General features: G+C 64.5%; 24 protein-coding genes. 8 read left to right on the top strand and 16 right to left on the bottom strand.

Annotated features, from left to right (window positions below; genetic code table 11):
* Window positions 1-168: 168 nt before the first annotated feature.
* Both ACG97_RS15445 and ACG97_RS15440 read right to left on the bottom strand, forming a co-directional pair.
* A complete protein-coding gene (locus tag ACG97_RS15445; protein ID WP_238377367.1) occupies window positions 169-654 on the bottom strand; it encodes a DUF523 domain-containing protein in 486 nt (161 codons plus the stop codon).
* Window positions 651-2,114, bottom strand: coding sequence for a PLP-dependent aminotransferase family protein (locus ACG97_RS15440; RefSeq protein WP_047968269.1), 1,464 nt, complete (start codon window positions 2,112-2,114; stop codon window positions 651-653). Before ACG97_RS15440 ends, ACG97_RS15445 begins: the two co-directional genes overlap by 4 nt.
* A 95-nt stretch (window positions 2,115-2,209) precedes the next feature.
* Between ACG97_RS15440 and ACG97_RS15435 the strand changes: the two genes are divergently transcribed.
* From ACG97_RS15435 to ACG97_RS15420, 4 genes are all read left to right on the top strand, one after another.
* Window positions 2,210-2,611 (top strand): rhodanese-like domain-containing protein, encoded by a 402-nt coding sequence (locus ACG97_RS15435; RefSeq protein WP_047968268.1) that lies wholly within the window; start codon window positions 2,210-2,212, stop codon window positions 2,609-2,611.
* 2 nt (window positions 2,612-2,613) lie between these two features.
* Window positions 2,614-3,780 carry a GNAT family N-acetyltransferase gene (locus ACG97_RS17395; protein WP_047968267.1) on the top strand — a complete coding sequence of 389 codons (1,167 nt, stop codon included), beginning with the start codon at window positions 2,614-2,616 and terminating at the stop codon, window positions 3,778-3,780.
* Between the two features lie 73 nt (window positions 3,781-3,853).
* A complete protein-coding gene (locus ACG97_RS15425; protein ID WP_047968266.1) occupies window positions 3,854-5,287 on the top strand; it encodes a hypothetical protein in 1,434 nt (477 codons plus the stop codon).
* Between the two features lie 54 nt (window positions 5,288-5,341).
* Window positions 5,342-7,702, top strand: coding sequence for a diguanylate cyclase domain-containing protein (locus tag ACG97_RS15420; protein WP_047968265.1), 2,361 nt, complete (start codon window positions 5,342-5,344; stop codon window positions 7,700-7,702).
* A 104-nt stretch (window positions 7,703-7,806) separates the two neighbouring features.
* On the opposite strand, the gene gabD is transcribed toward ACG97_RS15420, so the two are convergent.
* Both gabD and gabT read right to left on the bottom strand, forming a co-directional pair.
* Window positions 7,807-9,267, bottom strand: a complete 1,461-nt coding sequence (gene gabD, locus ACG97_RS15415; RefSeq protein ID WP_047968264.1) for an NADP-dependent succinate-semialdehyde dehydrogenase — start codon at window positions 9,265-9,267, stop codon at window positions 7,807-7,809.
* A gap of 77 nt (window positions 9,268-9,344) precedes the next feature.
* A complete protein-coding gene (gene gabT / locus ACG97_RS15410) occupies window positions 9,345-10,610 on the bottom strand; it encodes a 4-aminobutyrate--2-oxoglutarate transaminase (protein ID WP_047968263.1) in 1,266 nt (421 codons plus the stop codon).
* A 284-nt stretch (window positions 10,611-10,894) separates the two neighbouring features.
* Between gabT and ACG97_RS15405 the strand changes: the two genes are divergently transcribed.
* Both ACG97_RS15405 and ACG97_RS15400 read left to right on the top strand, forming a co-directional pair.
* On the top strand, window positions 10,895-11,434 hold the full coding sequence (locus tag ACG97_RS15405) for a Tfp pilus assembly protein FimT/FimU (protein ID WP_156168063.1): 540 nt from the start codon (window positions 10,895-10,897) through the stop codon (window positions 11,432-11,434).
* Window positions 11,428-11,856 carry a type IV pilin protein gene (locus tag ACG97_RS15400; RefSeq protein WP_047968261.1) on the top strand — a complete coding sequence of 143 codons (429 nt, stop codon included), beginning with the start codon at window positions 11,428-11,430 and terminating at the stop codon, window positions 11,854-11,856. The genes ACG97_RS15405 and ACG97_RS15400 overlap by 7 nt, the downstream gene beginning before the upstream one ends.
* Before the next feature lie 168 nt (window positions 11,857-12,024).
* On the opposite strand, the gene ACG97_RS15395 is transcribed toward ACG97_RS15400, so the two are convergent.
* The 8 genes from ACG97_RS15395 to ACG97_RS15360 form a co-directional block, all read right to left on the bottom strand.
* The gene (locus ACG97_RS15395) at window positions 12,025-12,414 is read right to left on the bottom strand and encodes a FimV family protein (RefSeq protein ID WP_053068208.1); all 390 of its coding nucleotides are present in this window, start codon (window positions 12,412-12,414) and stop codon (window positions 12,025-12,027) included.
* Window positions 12,415-12,492: 78 nt separating this feature from the next.
* The gene (aroB, locus tag ACG97_RS15390; RefSeq protein WP_047968260.1) at window positions 12,493-13,584 is read right to left on the bottom strand and encodes a 3-dehydroquinate synthase; all 1,092 of its coding nucleotides are present in this window, start codon (window positions 13,582-13,584) and stop codon (window positions 12,493-12,495) included.
* A 2-nt stretch (window positions 13,585-13,586) separates the two neighbouring features.
* Window positions 13,587-14,126: a shikimate kinase AroK gene (gene aroK, locus ACG97_RS15385; protein WP_369793047.1), complete on the bottom strand. Its 540-nt coding sequence runs from the start codon at window positions 14,124-14,126 to the stop codon at window positions 13,587-13,589.
* Between the two features lie 43 nt (window positions 14,127-14,169).
* Window positions 14,170-16,308, bottom strand: a complete 2,139-nt coding sequence (pilQ, locus tag ACG97_RS15380) for a type IV pilus secretin PilQ (RefSeq protein WP_047968259.1) — start codon at window positions 16,306-16,308, stop codon at window positions 14,170-14,172.
* Window positions 16,305-16,841, bottom strand: a complete 537-nt coding sequence (locus ACG97_RS15375; protein WP_202902800.1) for a pilus assembly protein PilP — start codon at window positions 16,839-16,841, stop codon at window positions 16,305-16,307. The genes pilQ and ACG97_RS15375 overlap by 4 nt, the downstream gene beginning before the upstream one ends.
* The gene (locus ACG97_RS15370; RefSeq protein WP_047968258.1) at window positions 16,838-17,452 is read right to left on the bottom strand and encodes a type 4a pilus biogenesis protein PilO; all 615 of its coding nucleotides are present in this window, start codon (window positions 17,450-17,452) and stop codon (window positions 16,838-16,840) included. The genes ACG97_RS15375 and ACG97_RS15370 overlap by 4 nt, the downstream gene beginning before the upstream one ends.
* Window positions 17,449-18,039: a PilN domain-containing protein gene (locus tag ACG97_RS15365; protein ID WP_047968257.1), complete on the bottom strand. Its 591-nt coding sequence runs from the start codon at window positions 18,037-18,039 to the stop codon at window positions 17,449-17,451. Before ACG97_RS15365 ends, ACG97_RS15370 begins: the two co-directional genes overlap by 4 nt.
* Window positions 18,040-18,042: 3 nt before the next feature.
* A complete protein-coding gene (locus tag ACG97_RS15360; RefSeq protein WP_082133826.1) occupies window positions 18,043-19,164 on the bottom strand; it encodes a pilus assembly protein PilM in 1,122 nt (373 codons plus the stop codon).
* Between the two features lie 191 nt (window positions 19,165-19,355).
* On the opposite strand from ACG97_RS15360, the gene ACG97_RS15355 reads away from it, so the two are divergent.
* Window positions 19,356-21,719, top strand: a complete 2,364-nt coding sequence (locus ACG97_RS15355) for a penicillin-binding protein 1A (protein ID WP_047968256.1) — start codon at window positions 19,356-19,358, stop codon at window positions 21,717-21,719.
* 68 nt (window positions 21,720-21,787) lie between these two features.
* Here the strand turns inward: ACG97_RS15355 and arsC are convergent, their stop codons facing one another.
* Window positions 21,788-22,132, bottom strand: a complete 345-nt coding sequence (gene arsC / locus ACG97_RS15350; RefSeq protein WP_047968255.1) for an arsenate reductase (glutaredoxin) — start codon at window positions 22,130-22,132, stop codon at window positions 21,788-21,790.
* A 113-nt stretch (window positions 22,133-22,245) separates the two neighbouring features.
* On the opposite strand from arsC, the gene ACG97_RS15345 reads away from it, so the two are divergent.
* On the top strand, window positions 22,246-23,448 hold the full coding sequence (locus ACG97_RS15345) for a multidrug effflux MFS transporter (protein WP_047968254.1): 1,203 nt from the start codon (window positions 22,246-22,248) through the stop codon (window positions 23,446-23,448).
* 127 nt (window positions 23,449-23,575) lie between these two features.
* Here the strand turns inward: ACG97_RS15345 and ybaK are convergent, their stop codons facing one another.
* Genes ybaK through msrP form a run of 3 tightly spaced genes read right to left on the bottom strand, consistent with a single transcriptional unit; the run spans window position 23,576 to window position 25,652 of the window.
* Complete coding sequence (gene ybaK / locus ACG97_RS15340) at window positions 23,576-24,061, bottom strand: Cys-tRNA(Pro) deacylase (RefSeq protein WP_047968253.1); 486 nt, start codon at window positions 24,059-24,061, stop codon at window positions 23,576-23,578.
* 27 nt (window positions 24,062-24,088) lie between these two features.
* Complete coding sequence (locus ACG97_RS15335; RefSeq protein ID WP_047968252.1) at window positions 24,089-24,742, bottom strand: sulfite oxidase heme-binding subunit YedZ; 654 nt, start codon at window positions 24,740-24,742, stop codon at window positions 24,089-24,091.
* A 1-nt stretch (window position 24,743) separates the two neighbouring features.
* On the bottom strand, window positions 24,744-25,652 hold the full coding sequence (gene msrP, locus ACG97_RS15330) for a protein-methionine-sulfoxide reductase catalytic subunit MsrP (protein ID WP_047968251.1): 909 nt from the start codon (window positions 25,650-25,652) through the stop codon (window positions 24,744-24,746).
* Window positions 25,653-25,844: the final 192 nt, after the last annotated feature.

The following is a 25,844-nucleotide window of genomic DNA, read 5'->3' as shown; positions in this document are numbered from 1 at the left end:
GCAGCTTCTATCCGATTGCCATTCCCCGTGATGCGCTTTATCTGGCTGCCAAGCCCTGCACGGCTTCCGCTTGGGGTGGTAGTTATTCGTCTGCACGGTGATCACCTGCTGTTAACGGGGTGTCACACCGCCGCGGCCGGCAGGGAGCCAGACCGCGCTTGTCGGCCGCTATGGTTGCGGCTTGGTGAGCAGCAGCCTGTCCATCTCGTTCTCATTGAATACGCTAATGCCGTGCCGTTGCAGCAGAGCAGCCGTCATGCCGCTGCCGGGCTGTAACTGCTGATCGAAGTGGTCGCGCCTGTTGCCACAGGACGGGCTGTTGGCCTTGAGCAGTGCCTGCCGGTAGCTGTGGCGGATGGCGCTGTCGAGTGCCTGTCGCGCGCCGTCGATGAAGGCACGGCTGACATCCTGCCCTGTCTGCGTGATAACGTGGGCGCGGCCATCCAGTACGTCACCACCGTCACCACCGCTGATCTCGGCCGCTGGGCGCGGCGTCGGCAAGCCGCCCAGGCACTCCGGGCAGATGCTGAACAGCTGATAGCGACGGGCCAATTCGAATAGCAGCGGTGACGGCATGGCCTTGCCGTGGCCGTCATACCGTACCGGTGGTCCCAGCAGGCAGGCGCTGACCAGAAGTGGCGGCTTGTTCATCATTTTTTTCCTTGCTCCTGAAGCAGGCTGGCGAGTACCTGGGTGCCATGCCGGATCGCCTGCTGGTCGACGCCGGCGTAGCCCAGTACCAGGCCTTGCTGCTGCGGCGTCGCCAGATAGTGGCGCGCCAGTGGCCGTAGCCAGACGCCCTGTGTCGCGGCAGCCTGACTCAGTGTCTGCTCCTGCACGCCGGGTGGCAGGCTGGCCACCAGGTGCATGCCGGCCTCGCCGGGCGACAAAACCAGCCGCTCGGCGGCGGAGTCGGCCAGTGCCTGGCGCAGTAGCTGTTGCCGCTCACGATACAGCTCGCGCATGCGGCGCACGTGGCGGGCGAAGTGTCCGGCGGCGATAAAGTCGGCCAGCGCCGCCTGCACCGGGTACTGCCCTTCCCGGTAGAGGCGGGCATTGGCGCTGCGAAAGGCGTCGATCAGCGCATCCGGCACCACCAGATAGCCGATGCGCAGGCCGGGGTACATTACCTTGCTGAAGGTGCCGACGTAGATCACCCGTTCGTCCGGTGCCATGCCCTGTAGCGCCGGCAACGGTTGCGAGCGGTAGCGGAATTCGCTGTCGTAGTCGTCCTCGATGATCCACGCCTGTGCCTGTTCGGCGTGCTGCAGCAAGGCCAGTCGCCGCGACAGGCTCATTACTACCCCGGACGGATACTGGTGCGAGGGTGTGGTGTAGATCAGGCGCGGCGGGCGCGGATCGGCGACCAACTGCGGCGCCAGACCTTCGGCGTCGACCGGTGCCGGCAGCAGCGTCAGGCCGGCACCGCGGAACGCGGCATGGGCGCCGGCATAGCCGGGCTCTTCCACCCAGGCGATGTCGCCAGGGTCGGCCAGCATCCGGGCGGTCAGCTCCAGTCCTTGCTGCGCGCCGTGGGTGATCAGGATCTGTTCCGGCCGGCAGCGCACCGAACGCGACAGCTGCAAGTATTCCGCCAGTACCTCGCGCAACGCCGGCAGGCCGCCATCGGCGGTGTAGTTGAGCATCGCCGGATGAGCTTGCCGCTGGTGGCGCGATAGCAGCTGCTGCCAGCAGTGATGCGGGAACTGGCGGATCTCCGGCACCCCCGGCGCGAAGGCGCCGCTTAACCCCTGCGGCAGGCCGCAGCTGGCGAACAGGCTGGCGCCGCGCGCCGACAGTCCCAGCGGCAGGCGCCGTGCCGGCAGTGGCGTCTGCTGCCGCTGGCAGAACAGGCCGGTGACATAGGTGCCGGCCCCGTGGCGCGTGCTCAGGTAGCCTTCTGCCTGCAGCTGTTCATAGGCGTTCAGCACCGTGTTGCGGCCAACCTTGAGGCTGGCTGCCAGCTCGCGACTGGCCGGCAGCAGTGTGTCGCCGGCCAGGCGCCCGTCGCTGATCCATTGTCGCAGCAGCCGCATCAGCTGTCGTGACAGCCCTTCCTTGCTGTGCCGCTCCAGGCTGGCGGCCAGCGCCTCGCTGATCCATGCTGCTTGCAAAGTGGTTCCCCTTCGCTGTCATCAACTGGCCCTTGGACAGGGCCGTGAATGTTTTTACCATGAAGTGGTCGGGATACCAACGGAGCGGAAACAGAATGGATCAAATCGCGTTTTACCAGGCCAAACTGGCGTACGAGATCGACAGCTGGGATGTGGCGGAGCGGCAGAAGCAGGGCAAGGCGCTGCTGCTGGTGGATGGCCGCTCGCCGGCGGCCTATGCCGCCGAAACCCTGCCCGGCGCCATCAACCTGCCGCATCGCAGCATCGATGCTGTCAGCACCGTGCAACTGCCGCGCGACGTGCTGCTGGTGACCTTCTGCGACGGCATCGGCTGCAATGCCTCCACCAAGACCGCGCTGAAGCTGGCCGAGCTGGGCTTTACGGTGAAGGAGCTGCAGGGCGGGCTGGACTGGTGGAAGCGTGACGGCTACCCCACGGTGGCTGGCGGTGCCAGCTGCGATATCAACACGGCCGCCGATTGCGGCTGCGGAGGTTGAACATGGATATGCAATACGATCAGTACGGCCGCGCGCTGGGCGTGACGGTGGACAACTGGCAGGGCGCCACCCCGCCGCAGCGCGTCACCCTGCAGGGGCGCAGTTGCCGCGTGGAGCCGTTCAGCCGCCAGCAGCACGGCGCCGGGCTGCGCGCGGCGCTGGAGCTGGACACGGACGGCCGCGACTGGGCCTACCTGATGCCGCGCCCGCAAAGCGATGCCGACTGGGACAGCTGGTTCGGCATGATGGAAGACAGCCGCGACCCGCTGTTCTTCGCCATCGTCGATCAGGCCAGCGGCCAGGCGATCGGCAGCTGCAGCTACCTGCGCATCGACGCGGCGGGCGGGGTGATCGAAATCGGCTGGCTGCGTTACTCGCCGCTGCTGCAGCGTAGCGTGGCGGCCACCGAGGCGATGTACCTGCTGATGCGGCAGGCGTTCGACTGGGGCTACCGTCGCTACGAATGGAAGTGCAATGCGCTGAACGCGCCGTCGATGCGCGCCGCGCCGCGGCTGGGCTTCACCTTCGAGGGCATCTTCCGTCAGGCGCGGGTGAACTGGGGGCTGAACCGCGACACCGCCTGGTTCAGCCTGCTGGACAGCGAGTGGCCGGCCAACCGTGCCGTGCTGGAAGCGTGGCTGGATGCGGCCAACTTCGACGCCGACGGACGCCAGCGCCGCAGCCTGGACGAGTGCCGCCGCAGCCTGGCGGCGCAGACGCAGCAGGACGGCGTGCGGCTGGCGACGCAGGCCGATCTGCCGCAGCTGTCGGTGCTGTTCGATGGCTACCGCCAGTTCTACGGCCGTCACGACGAGGCTGAGCTGTCGCATGATTTCATCCGCCAGCGGCTGCTGCAGGGCGATACCACCATTCTGGTGTACCAGCGCGCCGGTGAATTGCTGGGCTTCACCCAGCTTTGTCCGCTGTTCAGTTCGGTTTTGGCGGCGCCGGTGTGGTTGCTGAACGACCTGTATGTGACCGAGCACGCACGGCGCAGTGGCGCGGGGCGGGCGCTGTTGCAGGCGGCGGCCAGCGTGGCCGCGGCGCAGGGCGTGGTCAGGCTGGATCTGGTGACCGCCGTCGACAATGCCGCGGCACAGGCGCTGTACGCCAGCATGGGCTGGCAGCGCGATGTGGTGTTCCAGCGTTACCAGCTGGCACTAAATTAGCCTAACTGTTAGCTATGCTTCTGGCGTCGGAGTAAAATCGGCGGTTTTACAAGGCAGTATCGACGCCAGACGCATGAAATCCCATCCGCGCAATGTCCCGATCAAGGGCGATCCATTCATTCCCAGCCGTTTCATCTTTGGTGACGCCGTCGAAGAGAAGGGGCTGGAGCCTTACGAATACGTGATTCATACCCAGGAACCGGTGTTCGTCTGTCGTCTGGTGGGCATGGACCTGACGCCGTTTGACGGCCGCGACCAGGACGGCTTCCGTAGCGTGGTGCTGTACGACGAAAGCCATCACCTGACGCACTACGTCACCAACTCCGGTTTCCGCCTGTTCGATTTCAACTTCTGGGGCGAGATCCCGACCGCCGCACAATTGCAGAAGATCTGCGACGAGGCGATGCAGGTCTACCAGCGACTGCAGAAAGCCTATATCGACCGCGAGGTGGCACCGAAGGAGCGAGATTTCCGTCTGGTGCCGACCGAGCCGCTGCCGCCGGCGGAGCGACAGGCGCGCATCGCCGAGCTGGTCGCCCTCAGCCGCGACGCGGTGCAGAACCCGGTGAAGCGCATCCAGCTGGCGGCGCTGGTACAGCAGGCGCTGTCCGGTGGCGACCAGGCGGTGTTTACCGAGTCGCAGCTGGCGTTGCAGGCCGAACCGCCGGCGCGCAAGCTGCTGCTGGATTGCGCCCACGACACCATCGCCTTTCCAGAGGTGATGCGGCCGGACGGCAATGTCGCCTCCTACGAGCTGTGGGCGTTCCCGGTGGTGTTCTCGCGGGCGCAGGGCGGGGTGTGGTGGCACTTCCCGTTGCTGGAGCAGGTGGAGCCGCAGCTGGCCGAGGCGCTGACGCTGGCGCCGGAAACCATCCTGTGGATGTCGCCGACCATCTTCACCGTCGACAGCCTGGCCGAGCGCAGCTGCCAGTCGCTGGTGCATCTGGCGCCGACCATGGACGCCGGTTGCGACCTGGCGCTGCACGATGTCGCCGCCTCGCGCGCCAGTTTCGAGGCCGCCTCCACCGTCAACGAGCCGCAGCTGGTGCTGGCGTGGCTGCCGTTCATCGTCGAGCGTGGCAAGTTGCCGCTGGCGCAGGTGCGTCGCCACGCGCGCGAGGCGCTGGACGCCACCATGCCGCTGGTGCAGCAGGCGCTCTCGGCGGAAATGGTGTACGGCGAGGCCGAGCTGTTCATGCCGCTGCCGTGGTGGGAGGCGCTGGCCGCCGGTACTGCCGCCTACAACCGCAAGCGTTTCGCGCTGACCATGGCGGTGCTCTCCGGCAGTGAACTGCCGGACGGGCTGCACGCCGAGGCGGAATACCAGCCGGAACACCAGGCCTACGATGTGCGCCTGCTGGGCGGCTCGCAGCAGCTGCTGGCCCATACGCCGTGGCTGCTGACGCCGGACCTGAGCCCGGATCGCAGTCTGGTGTGGCAGGACCTACAGTCCTGCCTGCAGCAGGCCGGGATTCCGGTCACCGAGCACGCGCCGAAGCTGCATTGAGCGGCGCCGCCGCCTGCCATCGCCAACCGTTGCCGAGGAGTGCCGAGCCGGGTCATGTTCAAGAGTGTGCTGTTGTCGACGCTGCGCCTGCGCCTGCTGGTGTTGGGCGGCCTGTTCCTGGCGCTACTGCTGCTGCTGTCCGGCGGCAGCGCCTATGTGCAGAGCCGCAGCGCGCTGCGCGAGGTGCAGGCGCGCAGTCTGGAAGCCTTGGCCGCAAGGTTGGCCGCCGATGTCGACGACCGCGTGCGCACGCGGCAGGTGCTGCTGGAGCAGGCTGCGGCCAACCTGCAGCTGGCGCCAGAGCAGTTCGAGCAGCAGGGCGCAGAGCTGATTGCCCGCTTCCGCTATCTGAAGGGCATGTTCAGCAGCGTGCTGCTGTACGACCGCAAGGGCAACGTCATCGCCGACTACCCGGGGTTGCCGGGACGGCTCGGCCTCAATGTCTCCGATCAGGACTACTTCCGTGCCACCCGCGACTCCCTGCGACCGCAGGTATCGGAGCCGGTGCCGATGAGTGGCGGGCTGAAGCGCACCGTGATCGTGTTCACCGCCCCGGTATTCAGCGCCGAGGGGCAGCTCGCCGGGGTGCTCGGCGGCAGCCTGGAATTGTATTCGCCGGAGTTCTTCGGCGAACTGAAAAACATCGCCATCGGGCAGGGCGGTTTCCTGACCATCCATAGCGTACGCAGCCAGCTCGCCATCCTGCACGCCGATGCCGGCGACAGCATGCCGGTGGCGACGGCCGAACCGTTGCTGCAGCGTGCCCTCGGCGGCGCCGCTGGCCAGGCCGCGGTGGGCGACAGCCATGGCGTGCCGGCGCTGCAGGTCTACCAGCGGCTGCGCAATGTGCCGTGGCTGCTCGGGGTGGTGCTGCCGCTGCACGAGGTAATGCAGCCGGCGCGCGTGCTGGGTGGTCACTACCTGTTGCTGCTGCTGGTCGCGCTGCTGCTGTCGCTGCCGCTGGCGTGGTGGGGCATGCGCCACCTGCTGCGGCCGCTGGGCCGGCTGCAGAACCAGCTCACGGTGCTGCAGCGTGACCCCTACGCCACGACAGTGGCGCTGGGCTGCAGCGAGCTGCAGCGCATCGCTCACGAGGTGGCGGCCGCCTGCCGTCGCCGCGCCGACTGCGAGCAGCAGCTCGCCGCGCGCGACGCCCTGTTCAGCACCCTGAACGAGGTGTCGCCGATGGGGGTGCTGGTGGTGGATGCGCAGGCGCGCCTGCAATCGCTCAATCCGGCCAGCATGCGTGTCGCCGGCTTGCCGGCGGCGGAGATCGGCAACTGGCTCGGCCGTCACTGGCTGGACGAGATTCACCCCGACAGCCTGCCGCAGGTGGCCGGACAGTGGCAGCAATTGCTGGCCACCGGCAGCGGCTTCGAGCTGCTGTGCCGGCTGCGGCATCGCGGCGGCTGCCGGGTGATGGTGGAGCTGCGCTTCAGCGAGCTGGCCGCCAGCGGCGGCGAGCGCCGCTTCCTCGGCCTGGTCAGCGATGTCAGCGCCCGCGAGGAGGCGCGCGGCCACCTGCAGGCCGAGCGCGAGCGCAGCCTGCTGCTGCTGGGCTCGATCAGCGACGCGGTGGTGCTGACCAACCGCATGGACGAGGTGGAATACGCCAACCCGCCGGCACTGGCGCTGTTCGGGGTGCCGGCCTCGGATGTGCTTGGCCGCCTGCTGGGCGTGTTCATGAATCTGGTCAGCCCGGAGACCGGGCTGGCGGTGCCGCTGCGCGACATCGAGCGCGACGCCGCCGGCAAGACGCTGGCGCTGGATCTGCTCAGCCGCGACATGCGGGTGCAGCCGGTGCTGCTGACGCTGTCGGTGATGGCCGGCAGCGGCGCGCTGCAGGGCTACAAGGTGGTGGTGCTGCGCGACGACGGCGAGCGGCAGCAGCGCATGCAGCAGCAGCGCTGGGAGGCCAGCCACGACGTGCTGACCGGGCTGCGCAACCGTCGCGGTTTCCTTGCCGCGCTGGGCGAGGTGCTCGACGACAACCGCGTGCACTACCAGCCGCACGTGCTGGCGATGATCGATCTCGACCACTTCAAGGCGGTCAACGACAGCGCCGGCCAGCAGGGCGGCGACCTGCTGTTGCAGGATGTGGCGCGCATCATGCAGCAGCAGGTGCGCAGCAGCGACATCGTCGCCCGCCTCGGTGGCGACGAGTTCGCCATCCTGCTGTGCCACTGCGAGCTGGAAGTCGCCGAGCGCATGCTGCGCGAGCTGCTGCAGGCGATCGACGCCCACATCGTCTACCTGGGCGAGCGCGCGTTCCGCATCAGCGCCAGCATCGGGGTGACCATGATCCAGCCGCAGGACGAGCGGGCGCAGCCGGTACTGTCCCGTGCCGACGACGGCTGCTACCAGGCCAAGCAGCGCGGCCGTAACTGTCTTGTGCTGCACGCCGGCAAGCTCTGACGCCGGCGCCGCGGGTTTGCGGCGCACCAATGACAAAGCCGGTGTCACGGACACCGGCTTTGTTGTGCACAAGGTTGGCCGCAAGCGGCCAGCCCGTTTACGCCTTACTGGTCGATGCCGCCCAGCAGCACGTACTTGATTTCGAGGTAGTCTTCGATGCCGTACTTGGAGCCTTCGCGGCCGAGGCCGGACTGCTTCACGCCGCCGAACGGTGCCGCCTCGTTGGACAGGATGCCGCTGTTGACGGCGACCATGCCGTACTCCAGGCCTTCGGACACGCGGAAGATGCGGCCGATGTCGCGGGCGTAGAAGTAGGACGCCAGGCCGAACTCGGTATCGTTGGCCATCTGGATTGCTTCGGCTTCGGTCTTGAAGCGGAACACCGGTGCCAGTGGGCCGAAGGTCTCTTCCCTGGCGACCTTCATCGCCGGCGTCACGCCGGTGATCACCGTCGGTTCGAAGAAGCTGTGGCCCAGCGCATGGCGCTTGCCGCCAGTCACCAGCGTGCCGCCCTTGGCCAGCGCGTCGGCGATGTGCTCTTCCACCTTGCTCACCGCGTTCTGGTCGATCATCGGCCCCTGGGTGATGCCGGCTTCCAGGCCGTTACCGACGTTGAGCTTGGCCACTGCGGCGGCGAATTTCTCGGCGAAGGCATCGTAGACACCGTCCTGGACCAGAATGCGGTTGGCGCAGACGCAGGTCTGGCCAGCATTGCGGTACTTGGAGATCATCGCGCCCTCGACGGCGGCGTCGAGATCGGCATCGTCAAACACGATGAACGGCGCGTTGCCGCCCAGTTCCATCGACACCTTTTTCACGGTCTCGGCACACTGGCTGATCAGCTTGCGGCCAACCTCGGTGGAGCCGGTGAAGGAGAATTTCTTCACCGTGTCGCTGCCGGTGAGCACGCCGCCGATTTCGGTGGAGCCGCCGGTCAGTACCGAGAATACGCCAGCCGGAATGCCGGCACGCTCGGCCAGCACGGCAATGGCCAGTGCCGACAGCGGGGTCTGGCTGGCCGGGCGTACCACCATCGGGCAGCCGGCGGCCAGTGCCGGGGCGGCCTTGCGGGTGATCATCGCATTGGGGAAGTTCCACGGGGTGATCGCGGCGGTAACGCCGATCGGCTCCTTGGTTACCAGGATGCGCTTGTCGGCGCCGGTGGACGGAATGGTGTCGCCGTAGATGCGCTTGGCTTCTTCGGCATACCACTCGATGTAGCTGGCGCCGTAGGCGATTTCGCCCTTGGCTTCCGCCAGCGGCTTGCCCTGTTCCGAGGTCAGGATCACCGCCAGGTCGTCCTGGTTGGCCATCATCAGGTCGAACCACTTGCGCAGGATGGTGGCGCGTTCCTTGGCCGATTTCTTCTTCCAGCTCTTGAAGGCTTCGGCGGCGCCGGCGACGGCACGTTCGGCTTCGGCACGGCCCATTTTCGGCACGTGGGCGATGGTCTCGCCGGTGGCCGGGTTGCTTACCGCGATGGTCTGGCCGTTGTCGGCATCCAGCCACTCGCCGTTGATGTAGCACTGCTGGCGCAGCAGCGATGGGTCTTTCAGGTTCAGCATGGTGTGGTGTCCTTGTAGGCGATGCGGCCAACGTTGCGTGTCGCAAGGTTGGCCGTAGGCTATTTCAACGAGTGCGATCAGGCCTTGATGGCGGCAACCAGTTTCTGCAGTGCTTCATCGAAGATGGCGTCTTCGATGGTCAGCGGGAACAGGAAGCGCACCACGTTACCGTATACGCCGCAAGTCAGCAGGATCAGGCCGGCTTCCAGTGCCTTGGTCTGTACCTTTTTGGTGAAATCGGCATCCGGCTCATGGCTGCCGGCCTTGTTGAATTCCACCGCGATCATCGCGCCGAGGCCGCGTACATCGGCGATCTGCGGGGTGTCGGCTTTCAGGCCGTTCAGTACTTCCTTCAGCTGGCTGCCCAGCTTGTTGGCGCGCTCCAGCAGTTTTTCTTCCTGGATGGCATCGATCACCGCCTTGGCCGCGGCCAGGGCCAGCGGGCTGCCGGCGTAGGTGCCGCCCAGGCCGCCCGGTGCCGGTGCGTCCATGATCTCGGCCTTGCCGACCACGGCGGACAGCGGGAAGCCGCCGGCCAGCGATTTTGCCAGCGTGGTCAGGTCCGGGGCGACGTCGTAGTGGTCCATGGCGAAGAACTTGCCGGTACGGGCAAAGCCAGCCTGTACTTCGTCGGCGATCATCAGGATGCCGTGCTTGTCGCACAGGGCGCGTACGGCGCGTACCCATTCGGCCGGCGCGGCGTAGAAACCACCTTCGCCCTGTACCGGTTCAAAGATGATGGCGGCCACGCGGCTGGCTTCGATGTCGTACTTGAACAGGTGCTCGATGCTGGCGATGGAGTCTTCAACCGATACGCCGTGCAGCGGGTTCGGGAACAGCGCGTGGTACACGTCGGACGGGAACGGGCCGAAACCGATCTTGTACGGGGCGACCTTGCCGGTCAGTGCCATGCCCATCAGAGTGCGGCCGTGGAAGCCGCCGCCGAAGGCGATGATGCCGGGACGGCCGGTGGCGGCGCGGGCAATCTTCACCGCGTTTTCCACGGCTTCGGCACCGGTGGTGTAGAACGCGGTTTTCTTGGCGTGGCTGCCAGGGGTCATCGCATTCAGTTTTTCTGCCAGCTCGATGTACAGCTCGTAAGGCACCACCTGGTAGCAGGTGTGGCTGAACTTGTTCAGCTGTTCGGCAACGGCTGCTTGCACCTTGTCATGCAGGTGGCCGGTATTGAGTACGCCGATGCCGCCGGCGAAGTCGATGTAGCGCTTGCCTTCGGTGTCCCAGATCTCGGCGTTCTTTGCGCGCTCGGCAAAGAAGGAACACATCACGCCCACACCGCGCGGGGTGGCATTGGCTTTACGCTGCATCAGTTCTTGCGGACTCATGAATTTCTCCTTTAGACGGCCCTGCCTTATCTGCTGGAGATGAGCTCGCCCAGCACTGGCTAGAGTATTGGCTCATTCTATGCTGGTGTTTAGTAAAAAGCTACGGGTGATCGATAAGTTAAACATGTGTCGTCGCAAAATTACCAATCGCGCCTGGCGCAAGGCGGAGTGACGCCGCGCGCCACACTGCGGCCAACTTGTTGCGATACCTCCTTCTGATTTTTAATGCCAATTAAAAATCATATGGCATTATTTGTTGAGGGTTGGCCGAGGAGGGTGCAGGCATGTCGCGGGTTGGTGGCTTTTCACTATTGCAACTGTTGATGACGCTGCTGCTCGGCGGCATCGTGCTGTCGTTTGCCATTCCGGCGTGGAGCGGCATGGTGCGGGACCGGGTGCTGCAGGCCTATATCAGCCGCCTGAACGTACTGCTGTTGCGCGCGAGGAACGATGCCCTGCTGCGGCAGCAGCCGGTGCATGTCTGTGCCGTCAACATGAAGCTGAATCAGGATCCGCAGGGCTGTTTTGCCAGCCCGCCACTCAGTGCCGGTGAGCGGCTCTGGAGTGAGGGCGTGCTGTTGTACCAGGACCGAGCGGGTGGCCGGCTGGCGCTCTACGACTCCAAGGAGGCGTTGCAGGTGCTGCCGCTGAAGGCCACGCCGGCGGCGCCGCAGCTGCTGGTGTCGGTGCCGCGCTTCGAAGTCGGGGAGTGGGGCGGGCTGAAGAACGTGCAGTCGGTGCGCTTCACGGTGCAGGATCAGCACGGCGGCTGCCAGCAGCTGCTGGTGTCGGTGCCGATGCGCATCCGCGCGCTGCCATGTTAGTGCGGCGTGGCTTCACCCTGCTTGAGTTGCTGCTGGTGCTGGCATTGCTCGGCATCCTGTCGGCGGCCGCCTTGCCGGCGTATCAGGGCTATGTGCAGCGCAGCCAGCGGGCGCAGGCGATCGCCCTGCTGCAGGAAAATGCGATCTTTCTGGAAGAGTTTTACCATCGTCACGGCAGTTACAAGCTGACGCCGACACGCTGGCCGACGCTACCGGCCCCAGTTTCGCCACCCGGCGGGGTAGCGCAGTACCAGCTGGCATTCGGCTCCTTGCCACGCAACACCGACGAGGGTTACTACGTGCTGCGCGCCACGCGCTTGCAAGTGACGGACGAAGCGGAGGTGATTTCCCTGACGCAAACCGGGATCATCAAGCGGTGTGTCCGGCGTGACGGGGTGGAGCAGTGCGAGCTGGTGCACTAGGTCGCGGCAAGTGATGGTGGCTCGCTACCGGGTGGGGGGCGCGATGGTGTGTTGGCGATGGGCGCCTGTCCGCAGCTTGTGGCCATCGCGCGGCGGACAGGCTGGGACTGGATTGGCGGGATGTATAGGTGTTTGCCACCTGCTCTGTGCGTGCTACAGCAAGGCGGCTCAGTGGGGGTGCTGCTGGAACAGCGGATAGTCCGGCGCCAGGCTGCGGCCAACGTGGCAGATGTGCGCCCACTCCGGGCGATGCGCCAGTTTGGCCTGCAGTGTTGCGGCCAGCTGGCAGTAGTCGTGGCTGCTTTCCAGCAGGAAGTAGGTGTGCAGCAGCAGGATGTGCGCCGGCAGGTTGTCCGGCTCGGTCCGGATGGTGTGACGCAGCACTTGTCGTGCCCGTTTGTAGCGCTGGTAGGTGAGATACACCTCGGCTTCGCCGACCGGGTCGATGCCGCGCTGCCGTGGCGGCACGAAGCGCAACTGGTGCATCAGCTCGCCCGGATGGGCAATGTCGGCAACGGTATCAAAGGCTTTGGCGACATCGGCAAGTAGGCGCAGCATGGTGATCTCTCCTCATTGGAGCAACCATTTTGCAGTGCGCTACCGGCCGCGGCAATTCGTAGAAATGCGTAGTGGTATTTACGGGGCGCTGCCGACAAAACGGCTGTTCAGGGTCTGCTCCAGGATTGCGGCAGGCAGCTTTGCGACAACAGCATGGCCCAGCGACTGCAGTAGCACGAAACGGATCTCGCCGCCTTCCACTTTTTTGTCATGGCCCATCAGTTCGATCCAGCGCGCGGTGCCCAGTGCCGGTGCGATGGTCGGCAAGCCGGCCTGCTGCAGTACCGCCTCCACCCGCGAGACCTGCGCTTGATCCAGCCAGCCCAGTTGCCGTGACGCTTCAGCCGCCAGCAGCATGCCGGCACCGACGGCTTCACCGTGCAGCCAGGTGCCGAAGCCGAGGCCGGCCTCGATGGCGTGGCCAAAGGTGTGGCCAAGGTTGAGCAGGGCGCGCATGCCCTGTTCTTTCTCGTCCTGCGCCACGATATCGGCCTTCATCTTGCAGGAGTGTTCCACCGCGTAGGCCAGCGCCTGCTTGTTGCGCTTGCGCAGCGCGGACATGTTCTGTTCCAGCCAGCCCAGAAACTGCTCGTCGCCCAGCAGGCCGTATTTGATGATCTCGGCCAGGCCCGCCGACAGTTCGCGCTCCGGCAGCGTGTCCAGCAAGTCCATGTCGGCAATCACCGCCTGGGGCTGATAGAACGCGCCAATCATGTTCTTGCCTTGCGGATGATTGATCGCGGTCTTGCCACCAACGGAAGAGTCGACCTGTGCCAGCAGGGTGGTCGGAATCTGGATGAAGGGTACGCCGCGCTGGTAACAGGCGGCAGCAAAACCGGTCATGTCGCCAATGACGCCACCACCCAGTGCGATCAGCGTGGTGCTACGCTCGCAGCGGTGCGACAGCAGTGCGTCAAAAATCTGGTTCAGGGTGTCCCAGGTCTTGAAGTCCTCCCCGTCCGGCAGCACCACCGGCAGGCAGCTGATGCCGGCCTGCTCCAGGCTGCGCAGCAGTGGCTCAAGATACAGCGCCGCCACTGTGGTGTTGGTGACGATGGCTACGCGTGCTTGCTTGAGGTGGGGAGTAATCAGCTCGATCTTGCCGAGTAGCTGCTGACCGATGTGAATGGGGTAACGGGTGTCGGGAAGAACAAGATCGAGCGTTTTCATGGTCAGTTGGACTTTTGGCAGGTCAGGATCTCGGCCAACTGCTGTTCCAGGCGGGCAATCAGCACGTTAACGTTTTGATGGGAGGTGTCGATGGTCAGGTCGGCCACTTCGCGATACAGCGGGTCGCGCTGGGCAAACAGCTCTTCCAGCTTGGCGCGCGGATTGCCGGTCTGCAGTAGCGGGCGGCTCTTGTCGTGCAGGGTGCGGGCCAGAATGTCGTCGATCTGGGCGCGCAGATAGATCACGGTGCCGTGACTGCGCAGCGCCAGCCGGTTTTCCGGTGCCAGAATGGCGCCGCCACCGGTGGCCAGCACGATGTTGTCCATCGCGCACAGCTCGGCAATGGTGTCGCGTTCCCGTTCGCGAAAGCGCTGCTCACCCTCGATGTCGAAGATGGTGGTGATGCGAACACCGGTGCGTTTTTCGATTTCGTGATCCGAGTCGAAAAATTGTTTGCCGGTGTGGCGGGCAAGGGTGCGGCCAACCGTGGTTTTGCCGGCACCCATCAAGCCGACCAGAAAGATATTGCCTGCCAGTTTCATGCCCAGCATTGTAAAGGAAGTGTTGGCACGCTGTCGCCTGCCCTTAGCGGGCAATCAGTTCGTTTTCGACAATCCGCGGCGTGATGAAAATCAGTAGTTCGCGGCGGTTGTTGGTGACGGACTTGTTGCGGAACAGAACACCAAGCAACGGGATGTCGGCCAGTAACGGCACTTTGTTTTCGACATTGTTTTCTTCCTGTACATAAATGCCGCCAATCACGACGGTACCGCCATTTTCGACGCGCACCTGGGTATCGACGGTCTTGTTGTCGATGGCCGGGCCGGCATCGAGCGACAGTTTGGTATTCGGCGTGTCCTTGGTGATGTTGAGTTCCATGATGATGTCGTCTTCCGGTGTCACCTGCGGCGTCACCGACAAGCTCAGGTTGGCTTTCTTAAAGGTAGTGGTCGACTTGCCGTTGTCGTCGATGGACTGGTAGGGGATTTCGGTCCCTTCGGTGATGGTCGCCTTGGTACGGTCCGCGGTCAGAATGCGCGGGCTGGACACCACCTTGCCCTTGTCTTCGGCCTGCATCGCGGACAGCTCCAGGCCGATCAGGGTGCTGGCGTTTTTGAAGATGGCACCGATGGAGGCGCCGGCAAGGCCGGCGGGTAGGTCGATGTTGGGATTCCAGACCGAGGGTACTCCAAGATTGCCGGTGCCTGGAACGGGCATGCCGGAGCCCTCTTCGCCATTCCAGTTGCCGATGGCGGTGTCGCCACCAAGCTTGGTGACGCCAAGACGCACGCCCAGATCGCGCTGGAAGTTGTCCTTGGCCTCGACTATGCGCGCCTCGATCAACACCTGGCGTAGCGGCACGTCCAGAATCTCGATGACCTTGCGTACTTCCTCGATCATCGACACGCCGGCGCGGGCAATCAGGCGGTTGGAGCGACTGTCGGCCATCAGCGTCAGGGCATTGTTGACCGTGGTGGCTGAGCGGGAGTTGGCGCTGGTCTCGCTGCTGTTGCTTTCCCTTTCGGTTTCCGCCACTTGGCTAAACCGTCCCAGATCCTTGATCGCCTCCTTGATTTCTTCTGCGGCACGATAACGGATGGTGAAAGTCTCGGTGATGAACGGTTCCGATGTCTTCTTGATGCGGTTGGCTTCGGCAATCTGGCGTTCGATGCTGACCAGTTCGCTGCGCGGCGCGATGCGGATGACGTTGCCGACCTGGCGTTTTTCCAGGTTTTTCTGGGTCAGGATCAGGTCCAGTGCCTGGTCCCAGGGGACGTCGTTAAGGCGCAGGCTGAGGCTGCCGGTCACGCTGTCACTGGTGATGATGTTCAGGCCGGTGAACTCGGCGATGACCTGCAGCAGCGAGCGCACGTCGACGGTCTGGAAGTTGAGCGACAGGCGTTGCCCTTTGTAATTGGTCTTGCCCTGTGCCAGCAGGTTGGCCTCGGCCTCTTCCTGCGATACGGCACGAATCTCGACCACCAGCTGGCGCTCGGTCTGGTAGGAGGAGTATTCCCAGTTGCCGCCGGATTGGATGGCAATGCGGCTGCCGCTGTTCTGGTTGACTGCATCGACGCGGCTGCTCGGGGTGGCAAAGTCGGTGACATCCAGGCGCCGCTCCAGATGACGCGGCAGCCTGATGCCGGCCAGGTCCACGATCAGGCTGTTGCCTTCGCGCTTGATGTCCACCGGACTGTTGCTGGTCGGCAGGTCGACGATGATGCGCGCCTCGCCTTTGCTGCCGCGGCGGAAGTCGACATTGGCCACCTGGCGGGCCATGCCAAGGTTGGCCGCAGCGGGACTGGCAAGCGGGCTGCTGTCGGCGGAGAGCGGCTTGTCGGCGGCGTTGAAGCTCACCAGCAACTGCTTGCCGTCAATGCGGGTGCTGTGTGCGCTGCTCTTGTTGAGATTGAGCACCAGCCGCGTGCGGTCGCTGCTTTCGACGATGGTGGCGGCATTGAGCAGCTCGCTGTTGAAGGGCAGCAGGTTCTTGCCGGTCTGGTTCCTGGTGTCCTTGAAGTCGAAGGCGATGCGCGGCGGGTTGATGATGGAAAAGCTGGCCGGCGTGGTCGGCGCCGCGGCAAAACTGATGGCCAGCACCGGTTCGTTCTGGCTGTTGTTGACGAGATCGATGGCGGTGATGGCATTGGCGGCGAGCAGGGCCGGGGAGAGGCCGGCCAGGAGCAGGCTGCTGGCCAGTGTTTTCAGGTAGTGCTTGTTCATGGTTTTGCCCCTTGTTCCTGCTGTAGCAGGTACAACGTGTTTTCTTGTTGTACCCACTCCCCATTGATGTTTTCCACGGTTTCTTCCAGTACCACTTCGGTCTCGCTGACTTTGCGCACGATGCCAAAGTTGGGGCCGACAAAACTGCCGGGCCGCACGCGGTATATGCCGTTGTCGGGCGTCTGGATCAGCCCGAAATACTGTTTGTTGATGCGCAGGGTGCCGGTCAGCTTGAGCTGGCTCAGCTCGTAGTTTTCCAGTACCTCGCGTGGTCGGTTGCTGTTGAACAATCCCTTGACCTTGTTGCGCGCCAGCTGCAGCCGTGTCGGATCAAACGGCGAGCCCAGCTGGGCGCTTTGAAACTGGTAAGGCTCATAGGGCTGCATTGGTGGCAAGGGCTCGACCTTGCCATGCAGATCCTTGCCGGCGTGTTGCATCCATTGTTCGATGCTTTCCGGCTCGGCGCCGCAGGCGCTCAGTAGCAGCAGGCAGGGCAGGATGATTACGAGACGTTGGCGGGCTGTTTTCATCATGGTTTACCGGCCTTGGCCGTCTGTTCGCTGGCCTCCAGGGCACGATAGGTTTTGGCGGTGGCCTGCAGCTGCAGGCGGTCTTCCTTGGCGCCGCCGTTCGGACTCAGGGTAATTTCGCCGATGGTCACGATGCGTGACAGCTGGGCCACGTCATTGACGAAGGTCGCCAGCTCGCCATAGCTGCCGCTGAGGCGGATCTGGATCGGCAGGGTGGCGATTTGTGCCGCCTTGGTTTCGCTGCCGGGGCGGAACAGCTCGAACAGCAGGCCGCGGCCAACCCCGGCCTGGTTGATTTCGGTGAGCAGGGCCGGCATTTCCGCCTTGGTCGGCAGCTGCTTGAGCAGGGCGCCAAAAGACGATTCGATCTCCTTCAGCTGGTTTTCCAGCGCGGCCAAATTGGCAACCTGGCGCTTCTTGTCGAGGAAGCTTTCCTTAAGCTGGACTTCTTTGGCTTGCTGGCGCTCGATCTGGTCCTGCAGGTCAGCAAACACGAAGTAGTAGGCCAGCCCCAGGATGGCGGCAATCATGACGACCAGACTGCTGATCTGCGGCCCGAGTGGCAAATCCGGCAGGTTTTTGAGGTCGAGTTGACGGAATTCATCCATTGTCATGGCGTTGCCCCTGGTACGGCCTGCACGGGTTGGCTGGCACTGGTCGCCGGTGTCCGGAGAGAGAGACTGAGGCTGAAGTCATTGGCGCGCACATTGTCAACCAGCGTGGAACTGACCTCGATCAGGATCGGTGCGCTGAACACCTCGGACTGCTCCAGGTTGCGCATCAGGGCCGAAACGCGGGCGCTGGACAAGGAAGTGCCGCTCAGTGCGATGGTGGTGCCGGTCTGTTTGAAACTCTTGATGAATACCCCTTCCGGCAGGGTTTTGATCAAGTGGTCAAAAATCCGGGTGGCTTCGGTGCGGCTATTCTGCAGCTGTTCAACCAGTTCTTTGCGCGATAGCAGGGCCATGCGCTGCTGTCGCAGGTTTTCGATATTGCTCAACTGCTGGTCAAGCTGGGCAATGGCCTGCTCCAGCTGCTGGTTGCGGCGCTGCTGTTCGCTGAGGGTGCTGTCCAGCCAGCTGTAGCCGGCATAGGACAGCCCCAGCCCGGCGAGGAGCGCCGCGGCCAGCATGTTCTGGAAGCGCTTGCGGTGGGCCGCCTTTTTCAGTTCGCGGTGGGGGAGCAGGTTGATCCGGATCATGGTTCAGTCGAATCTCCGCAGGGCCAGTCCGCACGCGACCAGTAACGATGGCGCATCCAGCAGCAGGTTTTTCAGCTCGACATGCGAGGAATGCGTCATGGTGGTAAACGGGTTGGCGATCATGGTGCTGATCTGGGTACGGCCAAGCACGGCATCGTCCAGTCCGGCCAGCATGCTGGAGCCGCCGGCAAGCAGGATGTAGTCGACCCGCAGGTACTGCGACACGCTGACGCTGGTGTAGAAAAATTGCAGCGCACGCTGGATTTCCTGTGCCAGCGAATCGACGAACGGTCGCAGCAGCTCGTTCTCGTAGCCTTCCGGCAGCATCATGGTGCGCTTGCCGTGCTCCGACTCTTCGTGGCTGTAGCCGTAGCGGCGCTGGATGTCGCGGGTGAGCTGGCTGCCGCCGAAGGCCTGTTCGCGGTAGTACAGCTGCTGGCCGTTGCGGATCACCGAGCAGTGGATGGCGGTGGCGCCGATGTCGAACAGGGCGAAGGTCTGGTTGATGCCCTGGTCAGGCAGCTGCTGTTGCAGCTGCTCGAAGGCGGTCAGCATGGCGAAGGCATCAATGTCGACCACGTCGACCTTCAGTCCCGCCATTTCGGCCACCGCCACGCGTTCCTCGACTTTTTCCTTGCGCGCGGCGCAGATCATTACGTCGAGGTCATTGCCGCTGTTGGCGGACGGTCCGAGCACCTGGTAGTCGAGGTTGACCTCGTCCAGCGGGAACGGGATGTACTGGTTGGATTCGGTTTCCACCAGCATGGCCAGGTCGTCGGGGTTCTGTGCCGCCGGCACCAGGATTTTCTTGTAGATTGCCATCGCGGTGGGCAGGGCGATGGCCACCCGCTTGCAGGACGAGCCGAGATGGCGGCGGGCGTGGCGGATGGCCTCGGCGACGGCTTCCATGTTCTGGATATTGCCTTCCACCACCGCGTCCTTGGGTAGCGGCTCGACGACGTAGCGCTCCAGCTGCGGGCCGCGGCCGGCGCTGCTGAGCTCGACCAGCTTGATGGCGCTGGAGCTGATGTCCATGCCGAGCAGGCCGTGCTCGGTGGTGCTCAGCAGCGGCGCCAACGCTTTTTTCAGTCTGGAAACATCCAGTGAGGGTTTCTTGTCAAACATCGTTTTCAAGCCGCGCCTGTCGTGACTGCTGACTGGGCGCGGCCAACCTCCGGTCTTGTGGCCATTGATCGGCTGGTGGTCATCCGCGGCGCGGCTGCGATGACCGGCTGAGGCGCCGTTACGTATCGTCGCTATCTGAAAAAGGTATAATGCGCCATCCTTCTGAAAGGCAAGAGCTTCACTACCCACTTATGTTGCCACGCATTCTTTCCGTGACCGCCGGCATTATTGCCGGCCTGACCATCCTGGTGCTGGGCCTGGCCGTGATCGCCATTCTGGTGACCTATCCGCGCCTGCCGAGTCTGGATGTCCTGACCGATTACCGCCCGAAAATCCCGTTGCGCGTCTATACCCAGGACAAGGTATTAATCGGTGAATTTGGCGAGGAACGGCGTTCTTTTACCAAAATCGGCGATGTGCCACAGTTGATGAAACAGGCGGTTTTGTCGGCGGAAGATGAGCGTTTCTACCAGCATGGCGGCATTGATTACATTGGCGTAATGCGTGCCGCAGTCGGCAACATAGTATCCGGTCGCACGCATTCCGGTGCAAGCACGATCACCATGCAGGTGGCCAAAAACTTCTTCCTGTCCAGCGAGAAAACCTTTACCCGCAAATTCAATGAAGCGCTGCTCGCGTTCAAGATTGAGCACACTTTATCGAAAGACCAGATTCTCGAGCTCTATTTCAATCAAATCTATCTGGGGCAGCGTGCCTACGGCTTCTCCGCCGCGGCGCAAACCTATTTCGGTCGCCCGCTGCAAAGCCTGAGCGTGGCCGAGATGGCGATGCTGGCCGGTCTGCCGAAGGCGCCGTCCAGCTACAATCCCGTTGTCAATCCAGAGCGGGCAAAATTACGCCAAGCCTATGTTTTACGTCGTATGCATGAGCTGCGCTACATCACCGCCGAGCAGTACGAGGCGGCCAGAAGCGAGCCGTTGCGCCTTGCCATTGCCAATCCGGACACCTCGCTGCCGGCACAGTACGTGGCGGAAATGGTGCGCCAGGCGATGTACGAGCGTTACAAGGACGGCGCCTACACCGAAGGGTTTCGCGTTTTTACCACAATCGACAGCCGCCACCAGCAGTGGGCATTTGACGCGCTGCGTGCCGGCTTGATGGACTACGACAGCCGCCAGCCGTACCGCGGCCCGGAGTCGTTTGTCGACCTCAGCAAGGTGGAAGACGCCGATGTTGAGGAAACGCTGGATGAAACGCTGGCCGCGGTGCGCGACAGTGGCAATATGCAGCCGGGCGTGGTGCTGTCGGCCTCGCCGTCGGCGGTGACCGCTTATCTGCGTGGCGGCCGCAAGCTGCAGATCCGCGGCCGTGGCCTGACCTTCGCCCGCAGTGCGCTGTCGGAACGGGTGACCCCGGTGCAGCGTATTCGCCGTGGCGCGGTGATCCGCATCGTGGAGCAGGGCAATAACGTCAGCATCGTGCAGATGCCGACGGTGGAGGGCGCCTTCGTGGCGATGGATCCGGCCAATGGCGCGATCCGCTCGCTGGTCGGTGGCTTCGATTTCAACCGCAGCAGCTTCAACCACGTGACCCAGGCCATGCGCCAGCCGGGCTCCACCTTCAAGCCCTTCGTCTACTCCGCCGCGCTCGACCGCGGTTTCACGCCGTCGACCATGATCAACGACGCGCCGATCACGGTCGATCCGCAGACCATCGGCGGCCAAAGCTGGGACCCGAAGAACGATGACGGCAAATATGCCGGCATGATCACGATGCGCCGTGCACTGGCGCTGTCGAAAAACCTGGTGTCGATCCGCATCCTGATGTCGATCGGCACCGATTTCGGCCAGCAGTACGTGCAGCGCTTCGGCTTCGAGTCGAAGAACATCCCGGCCTACCTGACCATGGCGCTGGGCGCCGGCCAGGCCTCGCCGCTGCAGATGGCGGAAGGCTATGCCGTGTTTGCCAACGGCGGCTACCGCACCCGCGCCTACTTCATCGACCGCATCGAGGATGCCGGCGGCCGCCTGCTGGCGCGCACCGAGCCGGCGGTGGCGGGGCGCAATGCGGCACAGGCGATCGATCCGCGCAATGCCTACATCGTCAGCAACATGCTGAAGGACGTGGTGCGCTACGGCACTGCCAACCGCGCCACCGCGCTGGGGCGCGGCGACATCTCCGGCAAGACCGGTACCACCAACAACTTCCGCGATGCCTGGTTTGCCGGTTTCACCCCGTCGCTGGTGGCGGTGACCTGGGTCGGCTTCGACCAGCCGCGCAGCCTGGGCCGTTACGGCTACGGCGGCACCGCGGCGCTGCCGATCTGGATCAATTACATGAACAACGCGCTGAAGGGCGTGCCGGATATCGAGCTGCCGCCGCCACCGGGCATCGTGGTGCGGCCGGGTGCCGCCCTGCGTGGCAACGATGAGTACTATATGGAAGAGTTCCAGCGTACCAATCCGCAGTTGAGCATCAACAACCGCGGCACGGTGCCGGGTAGCGGCAATGTGACGCCGGACGAGACGGCGCCGGCCGAGGAAGCGGCGCCGGCGGGCGACGCGGTGGAAAACGTGAAGGAACTGCTGTTCTGAACGTTGGCCGCAGCGGATAAACACAAGGCCAGCGTCTGCTGGCCTTGTCGTTTTGCGGGGCGGCGCCGTTACAGCAGCGACAGCACCTGTTCCGGCGGCCGGCCGATCACTGCGCGGTCGCCGAGCAGCGCGATCGGGCGCTCCAGCAGCTGCGGATGGTTGTGGATTGCCTGCAGCAGGTGCTTGTCTTCCAGCGACACGTCGTCCAGGTGCAGGCGGACGTAATCGTCCTCCTTGCTGCGCATCATCTGGCGCGGACTGACGCCCAGCGCCTGGCACAGCTGCTGCAGCTCCTCGATGCCGGGCGGGGTTTTCAGGTATTCCACGATCTCGAGCGGGGCGGAGCGCTCCTGTAACAGTTTTAATGCTTCTCTGGATTTCGAGCAGCGCGGGTTGTGATAAAAACGGATCATGAATCGCTACTTTCTGCTATGTCTTGGGAGTTCTTGAACACACTGTTGTTCGTCAGTGCCGCCGTGGCGTGCTACGGTGCCGATTATATTTCCTAGCCCGTTCTTTGCCGACTATGCCCGAATCCTCCCGCCAGCGCCACGCGGTGCTGGCCCTGCTGCTTGCCGCGCTGGCCACCCTCGGCCCGTTCTCCATCGACACCTTCCTGCCGGCGATGGCCGACATCGGCGTGGCGCTGTCCGCTTCGCCGCTGCAGATGCAGCAGGCGCTGTCGGTGTACCTGTTCTGTTATGCACTGATGATGCTGTGGCATGGCGCCATTTCCGACAGCGTCGGGCGGCGGCCGGTGATCCTGGTGTCGTGCCTGTGCTTTGCCATCGCCTCGGTCGGCTGCGCGATGGCCAGCGACCTGTCGACGCTGCTGCTGTTCCGAGGCATGCAGGGGCTGTGCGGCGGTGCCGGGCTGGTGGTCGGCCGCGCCATCATCCGCGACCGTTTCCACGGCCACGACGCACAACGCATGATGTCGCAGGTGACGATGCTGTTCTCGGTGTCGCCGGCGATTGCGCCGGTGGTCGGTGGCCTGCTGTTCGGCAGTTTCGGCTGGCGCTCGATCTTCGTGTTCATGGCGCTGCTGGGGCTGCTGCTGTTTGCCGCCTGCTGGCGCAGCCTGCCGGAGACGCTGGCGCGCGAGGTGCGCCCGCCGTTTGCCTGGCGGCAGCTGGCACGCAACTATCTGGAGGTTGGCCGCAAGCGCGAATTCCAGCTGCTGGCGCTGGCGGTGTCGTTCAACTTCGCCGGCTTCTTCCTTTATATTCCGTCGGCGCCGGTGTTCGTGATGCAGCACCTGGGGCTGGGCCACGACCAGTTCATCTGGATGTTCGGCCCGGCGGTGGGCGGCATCATGCTCGGCGCCTTCCTGTCGGGGCGGCTGGCCGGGCGGCGCAATGCGCGGCAGCTGGTGTCGCTGGGCTACGCCCTGATGTTCGGCGCCGCGGCGCTGAACGTGCTGTCGGCGTGGCTGCTGCCGCCGTCGGTGTGGAGCAGCGTGCCGCCGCTGGCGCTGTATTCGACCGGGATGTCGCTGTCGGCGCCGTCGATCACCATCGTGCTGATGGACCAGTTCCCGCACCTGCGCGGCACGGTGTCGTCGATGCAGGGCTTCACCCAGACCATGTTCTCCAGCCTGATCGCCGGGGTGATCGCGCCGCTGGTGTGGACATCGACGCTGTCGCTGGCGCTGACCATGAGCGGCCTGCTGGTGACCGGCTTCCTGCTGCGTAGCGCCTATCGCCGCCGCGTCAGCCGCGCGGCGTAAGAGCGGTCACCGGGGTGATCCGGAGTGGGCATCGGCCAAAACGGGCGCATTGATATCAATAGCACGACGCGTTGCTGGCCAATGCCGGCTGCTCTGATACTGGCGTGCGAGCTCGGTAACCGCTCGCTCAGCTGGCGGCGGCCTGCACCAGCACCGGCTGCAGCACGCGGATCACCTCCTGAGGCGACAGGCCGAGCAGGAAGCCGCGCTTGCCGCCGTTGATGTAGATCTTGTCCAGCGAGGCGATGCTGGCTTCCATGTACACCGGCATGCTGGCGCGAGTGCCGAACGGGCTGGTGCCGCCGACCTGGTAGCCGCTGTGCTTGTCGGCGGTCTTGGCGTCGCAGGGGCTGATCTTCTTGACGCCGGCCTGCTTGGCCAGCATGCCGGTGCCAACCTCGCAGTCGCCGTGCATCAGCACGACCAGCGGCTTCTTGTGCTCGTCTTCCATGATCAGGGTCTTGATCACGCAGTGCTCGTCGACACCCAGCTCGCGCGCGGAGACACGGGTGCCGCCTTTTTCCTCGTACTTGTACAGGTGCTCGCTGTAGCTGACCTGATGCTGGCGCAGCAGGCGGATGGCCTGGGTGACCGGGGCTTTCTCTTTCGACATGATGCTGGATCCAGTGCAAGACGCCGGCTATTTTACCCGTGCGGCCAACGTTGGCCGCAAGTATCGCCACACTCGCCACAGCAGCAGCACGGCGAGGATGGCGGCATAGATCAGCGGCGACTGGATATCGCGCTTCACCAGCCACAGGTAGTGCAGTACCCCCAGCGGCGCGATGACGTAGACCAGGCGGTGCAGCTTGCCCCAGTTGCGCTTCAGGCGGCGGATCCAGCCGTCGCTGGAGGTGATCGCCAGCGGCAGCAGCAGCCCGAAGGCGAGCATGCCGACGGTGATGAACGGTCGCTTGACGATGTCGCGCACGATGGCGGCCCAGTCGAAGAACTGGTCCAGCCAAAGATAGGTCAGCAGGTGCAGGCAGGCGTAGAAAAACGCGTACAGCCCCAGCATGCGGCGCAGGCGCAGCAGCCAGCCCGGCGCCCCCAGCGCGCGCAGCGGCGACACGCACAGTGTGAGCAGCAGGAAGCGCAGTGTCCAGGTGCCGAGGCCGCGGGTCAGGTCCTCGATCGGGTTCACCGCATGGCCTGCCAGCGCGTGCCACAGCAACTGCACCAGCGGCAGCAGGCAGATCAGGAACAGCAGCCCCTTGATGGCGGCGAACAGGCGCGGGCCGGGCTGTTGCCAGTGCAGGGCCAGCGGCTTGGCGAGGATGGTGCTATCGGCCATGTCAGAAGTTCCGTCGCAGGTCCATGCCGCGGTACAGGCCGGCGACCTGTTCGCCGTAGCCGTTGAACGGCAGCGTCTTGCGCTTGAAGAATTCGCCGATGCGGCGCTCGGTGGCCTGGCTCCAGCGCGGGTGGTCCACCGCCGGATTGACGTTGGAGTAGAAGCCGTACTCGTTCGGCGCCGCCATGTTCCAGCTGGTCGGCGGCTGCTTTTCCAGCAGGTGGATGCGGCTGATCGACTTGATGCTCTTGAAGCCGTACTTCCACGGCACCACCAGCCGCACCGGCGCGCCGTTCTGGTTCGGCAGCAGCTCGCCGTAGAGGCCGACGGCGAGAATGGTCAGCGGGTGCATCGCCTCGTCGATGCGCAGCCCCTCGCGGTACGGCCAGTCCAGCACCCGCCGCGCCACGCCCGGCATCTCGCCGGGGCGCAGCGCGGTCTCGAATGCCACATACTTGGCGCGCGAGGTCGGCTGTACCTGTTTCAGCAAGTCGGCCAGCGGGAAGCCAATCCAAGGGATCACCATGCTCCAGCCCTCGACGCAGCGCAGGCGGTAGATGCGCTCCTGCAGCTTCATCTTCAGCAGGCTGTCGATGTCAAACGTGCGCGCCTTGGCCACCTCTCCGTCCACCGTCACCGTCCACGGCCGCGTCTTCAGGCGCCGCGCGTACAGCGCCGGCTCTTCCTTGCCGGTGCCGAATTCGTAGTAGTTGTTGTAGCTGGTGATGTCGTCGCGGCTGTTCGGTTTTTCGCTGGTCGACAGCGGGCTTTTCGTCGCCGGCAACGCGGCGATGGCCGACACCGGCAGCAGCAGCCCGGCGCTGCCGGCCATGAACTGGCGGCGGTTGAGGTAGACCTCCTGCGGGGTGATGTCGGCGGACAGGCGGTCGGTCAGGGTCTTGATGAGCATGGCAGTGATCTCGCGGGGGCAACAGGCCTTAGTCGCAGTATTCCGCCTGATCTGACAGCCGCCGGCAAAAACAGTTGCGCGCCGCGGCTTACCCCGCCACCCAAGGTCGGCCGAGCGCGCTGCCCTGCGGCCCGTCGGCGGCCAGCGCGGCGGCGATCGCCTGCAGCGCCGGCCAGCGCGGGCCGCACCAGT

Source organism: Vogesella sp. EB (assembly GCF_001037925.1).
Lineage (GTDB): Bacteria > Pseudomonadota > Gammaproteobacteria > Burkholderiales > Chromobacteriaceae > Vogesella > Vogesella indigofera.
The sequence above is the reverse complement of the archived record's forward strand: the minus strand, read 5'-3'. Positions and strand labels throughout refer to the sequence as shown.

Excerpts from the sequence above, each read along its gene's own strand:
- gabT (WP_047968263.1), bottom strand. The coding sequence starts at position 10,610 with ATGAGTCCGCAAGAACTGATGCAGCGTAAAGCCAATGCCACCCCGCGC.
- ACG97_RS15370 (WP_047968258.1), bottom strand. The coding sequence starts at position 17,452 with ATGACAATGGATGAATTCCGTCAACTCGACCTCAAAAACCTGCCGGAT.
- ybaK (WP_047968253.1), bottom strand. The coding sequence starts at position 24,061 with ATGTCGAAAGAGAAAGCCCCGGTCACCCAGGCCATCCGCCTGCTGCGC.
- ACG97_RS15425 (WP_047968266.1), top strand. The coding sequence starts at position 3,854 with ATGAAATCCCATCCGCGCAATGTCCCGATCAAGGGCGATCCATTCATT.
- ACG97_RS15395 (WP_053068208.1), bottom strand. The coding sequence starts at position 12,414 with ATGCTGCGCCTACTTGCCGATGTCGCCAAAGCCTTTGATACCGTTGCC.
- ACG97_RS15400 (WP_047968261.1), top strand. The coding sequence starts at position 11,428 with ATGTTAGTGCGGCGTGGCTTCACCCTGCTTGAGTTGCTGCTGGTGCTG.
- msrP (WP_047968251.1), bottom strand. The coding sequence starts at position 25,652 with ATGCTCATCAAGACCCTGACCGACCGCCTGTCCGCCGACATCACCCCG.
- arsC (WP_047968255.1), bottom strand. The coding sequence starts at position 22,132 with ATGATCCGTTTTTATCACAACCCGCGCTGCTCGAAATCCAGAGAAGCA.
- pilQ (WP_047968259.1), bottom strand. The coding sequence starts at position 16,308 with ATGAACAAGCACTACCTGAAAACACTGGCCAGCAGCCTGCTCCTGGCC.
- ACG97_RS15445 (WP_238377367.1), bottom strand. The coding sequence starts at position 654 with ATGATGAACAAGCCGCCACTTCTGGTCAGCGCCTGCCTGCTGGGACCA.
- ACG97_RS15360 (WP_082133826.1), bottom strand. The coding sequence starts at position 19,164 with ATGTTTGACAAGAAACCCTCACTGGATGTTTCCAGACTGAAAAAAGCG.
- aroK (WP_369793047.1), bottom strand. The coding sequence starts at position 14,126 with ATGAAACTGGCAGGCAATATCTTTCTGGTCGGCTTGATGGGTGCCGGC.
- ACG97_RS15345 (WP_047968254.1), top strand. The coding sequence starts at position 22,246 with ATGCCCGAATCCTCCCGCCAGCGCCACGCGGTGCTGGCCCTGCTGCTT.
- ACG97_RS17395 (WP_047968267.1), top strand. The coding sequence starts at position 2,614 with ATGGATATGCAATACGATCAGTACGGCCGCGCGCTGGGCGTGACGGTG.
- ACG97_RS15435 (WP_047968268.1), top strand. The coding sequence starts at position 2,210 with ATGGATCAAATCGCGTTTTACCAGGCCAAACTGGCGTACGAGATCGAC.
- ACG97_RS15365 (WP_047968257.1), bottom strand. The coding sequence starts at position 18,039 with ATGATCCGGATCAACCTGCTCCCCCACCGCGAACTGAAAAAGGCGGCC.
- gabD (WP_047968264.1), bottom strand. The coding sequence starts at position 9,267 with ATGCTGAACCTGAAAGACCCATCGCTGCTGCGCCAGCAGTGCTACATC.
- ACG97_RS15375 (WP_202902800.1), bottom strand. The coding sequence starts at position 16,841 with ATGATGAAAACAGCCCGCCAACGTCTCGTAATCATCCTGCCCTGCCTG.
- ACG97_RS15335 (WP_047968252.1), bottom strand. The coding sequence starts at position 24,742 with ATGGCCGATAGCACCATCCTCGCCAAGCCGCTGGCCCTGCACTGGCAA.
- ACG97_RS15420 (WP_047968265.1), top strand. The coding sequence starts at position 5,342 with ATGTTCAAGAGTGTGCTGTTGTCGACGCTGCGCCTGCGCCTGCTGGTG.
- aroB (WP_047968260.1), bottom strand. The coding sequence starts at position 13,584 with ATGAAAACGCTCGATCTTGTTCTTCCCGACACCCGTTACCCCATTCAC.
- ACG97_RS15405 (WP_156168063.1), top strand. The coding sequence starts at position 10,895 with ATGTCGCGGGTTGGTGGCTTTTCACTATTGCAACTGTTGATGACGCTG.
- ACG97_RS15355 (WP_047968256.1), top strand. The coding sequence starts at position 19,356 with ATGTTGCCACGCATTCTTTCCGTGACCGCCGGCATTATTGCCGGCCTG.